Genomic DNA, 6,238 nt, shown 5'->3' with positions numbered 1-6,238 from the left:
CCGCGGCTGAAGGAGAGGCAGCATACGCCGGCCGGGGTGCTGTCGGGCGGAGAGCAGCAGATGCTGACCTTGTGCCGCACGCTGATGGGCGACCCGGACCTGATCATGATCGACGAGCCGACCGAAGGGCTGGCGCCGAAGATCGTGGAACTGGTGGGCGAGTACCTGAAGGAGTTGAAGAACCGGGGCATTTCGGTATTGCTGGTCGAGCAGAAGCTGGCGATTGCGATGGAGATTTCGCAGCGCGTGTACGTGATGGGGCACGGCTCGATTGTGTTCGAGGNGAGTACCTGAAGGAGTTGAAGAACCGGGGCATTTCGGTATTGCTGGTCGAGCAGAAGCTGGCGATTGCGATGGAGATTTCGCAGCGCGTGTACGTGATGGGGCATGGCTCGATTGTGTTCGAGGGCACGCCGGATGACCTGCGCGGCAATGCAGCGATTCGCAAGGAATGGCTCGAGGTCTAGCCGACGGGACGCTGTGAATGGTTTTCGTGCTGTTTTAAGTTTCAGACAAAGCAACGGAACGTTAAGCTATTGAATCAGAGCTTCACGTCACGAACGATGGAACGATTGATCAAGTACGTGATGCGCCCTTGACTGTGAACGATGAAGCGTTCATGAATTTTATGAGGCACGCCGTGAAGGAAACGTACGACATTGCAGGTGCCATCATCCGCAATCGCTACGGTCAAATGGAAAAAAGCCTATTCCGTTGGTACGTCCATGGGACGAAGTAAGGTAAATCAAGACAATTTTAGATGGTGTGCTTAACAATGCACCACGGTAAAAACCTTGTAAGAGGGGTGGCTTGCTGCCTTTGGTTCTTTACGAATGCATGTGGGCTTGCAAACGTCAATTTTACAATCTAGAGCGATTTAGCAGGTGTCTCCTCCACTACACGTTAGTGGTGTTTTACTTCGTCAGGGAACACCCTGACGAAGTACTTTTGTGTTTTATTGAAATTGCTCTGTCTTTATCATGAACTCTGACCCAAAACTGCCAAGGACGACGGAGAATTGGTGTCTCGCTCGCTGCTTGTGCTTATATGTGGGCGCGATTCTGCGGTCGCAACCTTATCTGATTGCCCTTAATAATAGAAAGAGATAATCATTATGAGCCTCCTAAATTTGCTACACCCAGCGCCTGGCCTAAGAGTCCTCGTCACAGCTGGCGCCAGTGGAATTGGCGCCGCAATTGCACGCGCTTTCTCCGAAGCCGGGGCAAGAGTACATGTCTGCGATGTCGATCGGACCGCAGTCGAATCATTTACGCGCGCACATCCTGATATTACTGTGACTGTGGCAGACGCATCCGTCTCAAACGATGTTGATCTTGTGTTTGACGACCTAAATGCTTCACTAGGTGGGCTAGATGTACTGGTGAATAACGTAGGTATTGCGGGTCCAACTGATCCGATCGAGAACATTACCACCGCAGACTGGGAACGCACTGTTGCTGTGAATGTAAATAGCCAATTTTACTTTGTGCGCAGAGCAATTCCACTACTGAAGCTTTCTGAGAGGGATCCCTGTGTGATTGCAATGAGTTCCGTCGCAGGTAGATTGGGGTATGCCTATCGTTCTCCATACTCAGCGTCGAAGTGGGCAGTTTTGGGACTTACGAAATCATTGGCAATTGAACTAGGGCCGCAAGGAATTCGAGTAAATGCGATCCTCCCCGGTGTTGTAGAGGGTGATCGGATGAACAGCGTCATACAAGCCAGAGCAGTTGCAACGGGAGTTAGCATGGACACTATGCGGGAGGAATATTTACGTAAAATTTCACTCCGCAGAATGGTAACGCCAGATGATATAGCTGCGATGACGGTGTTCTTGAGCTCTCCGGCGGCGCGCAATGTAACAGGCCAAACGATAAGCGTTGATGGAAACGTTGAATATCTATAATTGATACAACTCAATGCTGGCGGTCCGCCTTATATGGAATAAGTATGGAACAAAGGTCTATTAAAGTTCATATCCGCGCTTGGCTACGGAAACGCCAAGCGAACCCTGCACCACTGCCGAGTATGGACCGCATCCAGCTAGACGTGGGATGGAAAGAGCATAAGTCGGTTCAGGAGGCCTGTCCTGCAACAAGAACACAGATCGCCCCGGATAGAGAGTATCAACGATGAAGTAGGAAATTTTCGAAGGCAATACCGCCATCGTGTTCCATGGGATAACTAGAATAGCTAGGAGTTCAACGAGCGGCATTAGGTTTAGTGATGTGCCCCCAATAAAGAGTGCCAGCCGGGATCTAGTAAAGTTCGTTTTTGACCCTGCACCGGAATTAGGACCACGCCTACGTAGAAAAATCCGGCTGTTGAGGTAAGGCGGATTTCCTGCAAGCCCTTGCCTGGCGGGCAAATTCGCACGGGGTTAGCCAGTCCAGCGCACTATGGGGACGAACTTCATTATAGTCCTGCGCCATGCTTCGATTTTGTCTCGCGCATCCTCCAGGGACAGAAACCAGTTGGCGTTCAGGCACTCCTCACGGAAGCGGCCGTTGAAGGATTCGATGTAGGCAGTGTCCGTCGGTTTACCAGGGCGGCTGAAATTGAGTGATACCTTGTGTTCATAGGCCCACCTATCGAGCACTTTTGCAATGAATTCCGGCTCATTATCTACAGAAATGGAAACAGGGGCTGCGCGTCGTGCACACAACGTCTCCATGACTGCTAGACATGTTCACCACGAATGCTTGCATCAACGTGGATCGCCAGGCATTCACGTGTGAAGTTATCCATGACTGTAAGCGTGCGTAGCCTTCTGCCATTGAATAACGCATCAGATACAAAATCCATGCTCCACGCCTGATTCATCGCATCAGCCGGTGCCTTTGGTTGTCGTGTCTGCGTGCTCTTATGCCTTCTCGGCCGCTTACTACGCAGGGCCAGCCCCTGCAACGAGTACAAACGATAAACTCTTTTGTGATTAATATGCCAGCCTTCCCGCTGCAGAAGGTCTTAACTATTCCATCTGATCTCGCTCGTTCCGTAATCGGTTCAACATGCTGGGCGATGACAAAGTGAAGTTTATCAAATGCAATTTTCCACAAAAAACGAGGAGACTTCAGTCTTCAATATTCGGGAGATTCATACCAGTCGTCGTTCGTACCTTTACCGAATACCCCACTGTATGGTCAGCAATTCATGCTGAAATGTCCTCAAACCAGCCGGAGATGTCCTGTTGCCATCTTTTCCTTGAGATGGCTGCATATTTATGATTGCAGACAGGATGATCGTTAAATCAGAGTCTTCGTTTTATGTATCTTCGCGTCGGCTGCCGTTAAGGATGGGCGTTCGGCGCAAGTAGTTTGGCTTCTTATGTTAGCGACGCTTGTACGCTTGAGCTCGAAATCTGCGAGGGCAGCAGAAGAGGCTTCCTCGATTGAACTGGACCGATAAAAAAGGAGGTGCGAATAGAAATCCTATCCATGTAACTTCTATCGCGGCTAGTACGTGCGTCCGATCCCACTCGAAGTGGTGCCGCGTAAAGCCGTTATTTTCTATTTCAAGAAAAAATCTAGGAGCGAGACTTGAACATTATACGAATCCAGGCATCCAGCATGTCAATTATTGCCGCGGCAATCGCCGGAATAGGATTGGCCGCATGTGGCGGCGGCGCAGGTGAAAACATTAGTTTCAGTGCTCCTCAAACATTTACGCAGGCGTCCGTGCCCTGTGTAAATCTCAAGGGCATGACGATCGCTGCCGCATCCATCGGGCTTCCTACCACCGGTGCAGTGGTGACGAACGCTCAGGTCATTCCTGCCGCAGGAGTCGGGACGACGGCAGTTGGAGAGTATTGCAAAGTAGAAGGGGAAATTAATCCAGTCGATCAGACCGCGCCGAAGATTAAATTCCAGGTCGGTCTGCCAACCAGCTGGAACAAAAAAGCACTTATGTATGGAGGTGGGGGAAACAACGGCACGATTCCCGATATAGCAGGAAACTACGCGACAAATACTTCCACCCAGCCTGTTCCACTCGGTCGCGGGTATGCCGTCTTTGGCAGTGATTCCGGCCATCAGGGCAAGAACGACGGTACCATTGACCCGGTACGTGATGCGTCATTCGCGGTCAACGACGAAGCATTGAGGAATTTTACCGGCGAAGCTCTCAAGAAGACCCGTGACGTGGCCGGAGCAATCATTAAGGCACGTTATGCTACGGCGCCGGAAAAAGTGTATTTCGTCGGTGGTTCCACCGGCGGGCGCGAAGCACTGCTATCCATTAGCAATTGGCCGCAAGACTTCGAGGGAGCGATCGCAGTGTATCCTGCCTGGGATTCGGTGGCGCTCAATCTTGCCGTAGGACGACTGGGCCAGGAGTTCGCAAAGCCGGGCGCATATGTTAGCGAGCAGAAGCGTGACGCACTTTATAAAGCCGCCATCAACACCTGTGACGGGCTCGACGGTGTAGCCGACGGTGTGATCAGCAATAATGCCGCATGCAACACGACATTTGACCCGTTGACTGCCACGATTGACGGTACTACCCCGCTCCGGTGCGCAGGCGGTGCAGACACGGGAGATAACTGCTTGTCTGATGTGCAGATCAATGCTTTCAAGACGCTCAATTCCCCGCGAGACTGGTTACCCGGGATGGAATGTTTGGGGCGGGGACTATGGCACTTCGAGCGCTCCTGCTGCCCTTAAACCAACATTGCAGCTGGTGGGCCTTGGCAATGTGGCTCCCGGGTATCCATTGCCACCGGTGACAGCGACTACCTCGCCACCGTCCGGCGCCACATTCTTCGACCAGTGGGTAAGGAATGCCGTTACACGGGACCAGAATTTCAACTGGCTGACGCTCAATCCCGTTAGTCCTGGTGCGTGGCAGTCGCGTATCGTAGCGCTGTCGGGCCTGCAGGAAGCCACCAAGACGGATCTCTCGGCGTTCCAGGCCAAGGGAGGAAAACTGCTGATTATCCACGGCACACATGATGTACTGGTGAGCGCGCGGTCATCACAACAGTATATGAAACGTCTGCGTGCCACCATGGGCCTCGAGAAAGTCGCAGGTTTTGCGCGGTACTATGAGGTTCCAGGGTTTAACCATGTCGTCGGTACGGCATTCCATCCACTTTGGAGTTCCCTAAGTGCGTTGGAGGACTGGGTAGAGAAAGGTGCAGCGCCAGTTAATCCGGTTGCGACCGACGGGGTTGGAGTACCAGGTCGTACGCGTCCCCTCTGTGAGTTCCCGGCCTGGCCAAAATATAAGGGCAAAGGAAATGCAAACTTAGCGATGAGCTTTACCTGTGCGACGGAATAGAAGCAGCCTGTCTATCAGGTAACGTCTATATCGTCACAGCAAACCGTCCACCTTCCAGTGGACAGTTTGCTTTTATTGATGGAATCCTTTAATTGCCCGTTACGGGACATCGGACCGTGTGGAATTGCTGCAGCATCGTTCGCGCTGAAGCAAACTTTCCATCTGAGGGAATTCCATTTTCGTTATTTATGAACATTGGAGGCCCAGACCGGACTCGACCAATATTCCAAGAATTTAGACAACATTTGATGTCAAGAAGCGTCGATCTGAACGATATTCGTACCTTTACCAGAGTTCGGGCACTTGGTTGAAATGTAAGGTAACCACTGCGGAGAGAGCTGGATGCAGCGTCGGGCGGGCGAGTCGCGATCGCATCTAAGGCGGAAATGACTGCTTGTTCTTGTATAGCAGACGTTCAAGAAATCTAACCGACTGGCAGCAACGGGTCGATTCTGCGACGGTGGGCACTGAATCGGTAATGACTGCTTCTGATTCAAAACCGGCCGTAGTCGCTGTGTCTTGAGATGGGATGAGGGCCACCATTATGTGGTGTCTGGAATGCCAAACGGGTTATTTCCAGTCTGATTGAGATCAGCAAGGTAGCTCTCATCGAGCTCCTTGTCGGCTTTGACGGCAATTCAACATTATTCGGTACCGTCCGGAGCGGTATCGAACGCTTCTCGAAAAAATCGAATCAGGCTAGCCGAAAATTGAGTTCAGCACGTTACTTCGTTGACTCAATCGCCAGCATCTCACTGATCCGATGGCGGGCAAACGGATCGGCACTATCGACATAGCGCATCGCCGAATGCACATCCTTCCAGCCAACGTATTCCATCAACGTTTTGATGTCCCAGCCATTGGGTAAGCGCCTAGCCAAGTCACCTTGAATCACACCGAATGGATCAGGAAGATGGCGTCCACCAAACTTACTTAGGTGGACGCTATGGAACATAAGACA

General features: G+C 51.7%; 3 protein-coding genes and 4 pseudogenes. 5 read left to right on the top strand and 2 right to left on the bottom strand.

Going from position 1 to position 6,238, the window contains the following annotated elements; all coding sequences use genetic code 11:
* The 3 genes and pseudogenes from ASE07_RS24685 to ASE07_RS24680 form a co-directional block, all read left to right on the top strand.
* Positions 1–283 (top strand): annotated as a pseudogene (locus tag ASE07_RS24685) (ATP-binding cassette domain-containing protein); the annotation flags it as partial.
* A 1-nt stretch (position 284) separates the two neighbouring features.
* Positions 285–467: pseudogene (locus tag ASE07_RS28440) on the top strand (ABC transporter ATP-binding protein); the annotation flags it as partial.
* Between the two features lie 647 nt (positions 468–1,114).
* A complete protein-coding gene (locus ASE07_RS24680) occupies positions 1,115–1,906 on the top strand; it encodes an SDR family oxidoreductase (RefSeq protein ID WP_057293481.1) in 792 nt (263 codons plus the stop codon).
* 397 nt (positions 1,907–2,303) lie between these two features.
* Here ASE07_RS24680 and ASE07_RS30095 read toward each other — a convergent pair.
* A pseudogene (locus ASE07_RS30095) lies at positions 2,304–2,964 on the bottom strand (IS3 family transposase); the annotation flags it as partial.
* A gap of 575 nt (positions 2,965–3,539) precedes the next feature.
* Here ASE07_RS30095 and ASE07_RS30090 point away from each other — a divergent pair.
* Positions 3,540–4,661, top strand: a complete 1,122-nt coding sequence (locus ASE07_RS30090; protein ID WP_235548605.1) for a tannase/feruloyl esterase family alpha/beta hydrolase — start codon at positions 3,540–3,542, stop codon at positions 4,659–4,661.
* Between the two features lie 16 nt (positions 4,662–4,677).
* Positions 4,678–5,277 carry a tannase/feruloyl esterase family alpha/beta hydrolase gene (locus ASE07_RS30085; protein ID WP_235548606.1) on the top strand — a complete coding sequence of 200 codons (600 nt, stop codon included), beginning with the start codon at positions 4,678–4,680 and terminating at the stop codon, positions 5,275–5,277.
* 724 nt (positions 5,278–6,001) lie between these two features.
* Here the strand turns inward: ASE07_RS30085 and ASE07_RS29150 are convergent.
* Positions 6,002–6,238: pseudogene (locus ASE07_RS29150) on the bottom strand (site-specific integrase); the annotation flags it as partial.

Origin of the sequence: Noviherbaspirillum sp. Root189, from assembly GCF_001428545.1 — a bacterium.
Classification (GTDB): Bacteria; Pseudomonadota; Gammaproteobacteria; order Burkholderiales; family Burkholderiaceae_D; genus Noviherbaspirillum.
This window is presented reverse-complemented; position numbering and strand designations above follow the sequence as displayed.